Below are 2,103 nucleotides of genomic sequence, written 5' to 3' on the forward strand. Positions count from 1 at the left end.
GGAGGGGCTCGGCTGTCCCCTGGGATCGCACATGCGCCGCGCCAACCCCCGCGATGGCCTGGCGCCGACGAAGGGTGACATGCAGGGCTTCCTGGAGGCCAGCAACAGCCACCGCTTCCTGCGCCGGGGGCGCAAGTACGGGCCGCCCTTCAGCGAAAATCCGACGGCCGACCGCGGCCTCCTGTTCATGGCCATCAATACCGACATCGCGCGGCAATTCGAGTTCGTCCAACAGACCTGGATGCTCAACGAGAGCTTCGCCACCCTCTTCGACGAGACCGATCCCCTGATGGGACCGAAAGGTTTCTTTACGCTGCCGGGCAAGCCGCTCAGAACCCGCGTTGAGGTCGAGACCTACGTGCGCCTGGTGGGCGGGGACTACTTCTTCCTTCCGAGCCTGCCGGCGCTCGCTTACCTGGGCGGGCTTTGATGAGCGCCCAGGCGCCGGCCTTCGGCAGGTCCAAACCGCGGGGCGGCCTGAATGGGGCGGTCGCGTCCTTCTTGCTTCAGCACGCGGACCTGATTTTCAGGGTTCAGCGGCGCGTCCTGCCGATCATCAACGTCGGCAAATTGGCGATAGTCTCCCGCAGTGACGACGTGCGTGAACTCTTCCTGGAGAACCGCCACTTTTCCGTAACCTACGGCGAGAAGCTGCAGGTGATCATGGCCAACGAGCCGTTCTTCCTGGTCCAGGACGCCGAGGCGGCCCACGACCATGAGGTCAATGCGCTGCACATGGCCGTGCGCCCCGCCGACATCCCGGCGCTCGCCAAGGCCACCACAGCGCGTGCGCAAGCCCTGCTCGCCGCCGCGGACGGACCCGTCGAAGTGGTCGGCTTCGCGCGCCAGATCGCCTTCGACGTGTTCTCAGACTACCTCGGCGTGACCGCGCCAGCGGGCCGCGACCTGCAGGAGGTTGGCCAGCGCCTGTTCGAATTCCAGTTCGCCGACCCCTTCGGCGACGCCGATCTCCATGCCGAGGTCGTCCAACTCTCGGCGGTCATGCGCGATCACCTCGACGCCCTGATCGCCTCGCGAAAGGCTCAACCGGCCGTCGACGACGCGCTCGGGCGCTGCCTGGCCTTGCAGGCGAAGGGCCGGGACGGGTTCAGCGACGTTCAGATACGCACCGCCCTGCTCGGCCTCCTGGTCGCCATGCCGCAACTGCAACTGATCGCCGCGCTCGCCATGGAGCAGCTCCTGCAACGCCCCGCCGAGTTGGGTCGCGCCCAGGCGCTGGCTCGAAGCGGCGATAACGAGGCGCTGGCAGGTTACACCTTCGAGGCGCTGCGTTTCGATCCGCTGGCGCCGGTCATTCAAAGGCGCGCCCGCTCCGACCACATGATCGCCGCCGGGACGCCGCGTCAAACGACGATCAGTAAGGACGCAAAGGTTTGGGTCGCCGTGCAATCGGCCATGCGCGACCCTCGCCGGATTCTTGAGCCGGACGTATTCGATCCGACCCGTCCATGGCGCACGTACCTGCATTTTGGCGACGGGCTGCACACCTGCTTCGCCATGGCCTTCAACCGCGCCCTGGTCCCCCTGATGCTGCAGCCCCTTCTGAAGCGCGATGGTCTGCGCCGCGCGACAGGGTCCCGAGGCAGGCTACGCCGGCAAAACCTGATCCCGGATCAGCTTTGGGTCGCGTTCGATCGCGCACACTGACCACAGCCCGGCTCACGCGGTCTGCGCGATCGGTGTCCCGGTCGCGGGCTCCATCGCCCACGGCGCGATGCCATAGCGCCGGCAGAGCTCGCTCCGCTCAGCGAGGTCGCCCTCGATGCGTGAATCGCCGGGTTTCGCGCGCGTCATCAGCCGCGCACGAAGACCCAGACCATCGACCATCCAGCACGGGTTGTTGATGCGCCTGGCGATCAGGAACGCCTCTTCCAGCTGCGCCAGGCCCCCCTCGGCGTCGCCGCTGGTGACCAGAGCTTCGGCGTAGCCGGCCAGCAGGAAATACCGCTCCATCTGACCGGTGCGCAGGTGCAATCCCTTGCGAAGGCATTCCTCGACGATCTCGATAGCCTGGCGCATCCGGCCCGTTCGCGAGAGCGCAATGGCGATCCGGCCCGCCAGGTTCGCCTTGATGGCGTCATA

General features: G+C 66.9%; 3 protein-coding genes. 2 read left to right on the top strand and 1 reads right to left on the bottom strand.

Annotation, left to right across the window (positions count from 1 at the left end; genetic code table 11):
* Together VGI62_RS05735 and VGI62_RS05740 are read left to right on the top strand one after the other, a co-directional pair.
* A partial coding sequence (locus VGI62_RS05735) for a hypothetical protein (RefSeq protein ID WP_331503439.1) occupies positions 1-430 on the top strand: 430 nt, incomplete at its 5' end.
* Positions 430-1,668 carry a cytochrome P450 gene (locus tag VGI62_RS05740; RefSeq protein ID WP_331503440.1) on the top strand — a complete coding sequence of 413 codons (1,239 nt, stop codon included), beginning with the start codon at positions 430-432 and terminating at the stop codon, positions 1,666-1,668. The genes VGI62_RS05735 and VGI62_RS05740, both read left to right, overlap by 1 nt.
* A 12-nt stretch (positions 1,669-1,680) precedes the next feature.
* Here VGI62_RS05740 and VGI62_RS05745 read toward each other — a convergent pair.
* On the bottom strand, positions 1,681-2,103 hold a 423-nt coding region (locus VGI62_RS05745), incomplete at its 5' end, for a hypothetical protein (protein WP_331503441.1).

Origin of the sequence: Phenylobacterium sp. (assembly GCF_036495085.1) — a bacterium.
Taxonomy (GTDB): domain Bacteria; phylum Pseudomonadota; class Alphaproteobacteria; order Caulobacterales; family Caulobacteraceae; genus Phenylobacterium.

Excerpts from the sequence above, each read along its gene's own strand:
- VGI62_RS05740 (WP_331503440.1), top strand. The coding sequence starts at position 430 with ATGAGCGCCCAGGCGCCGGCCTTCGGCAGGTCCAAACCGCGGGGCGGC.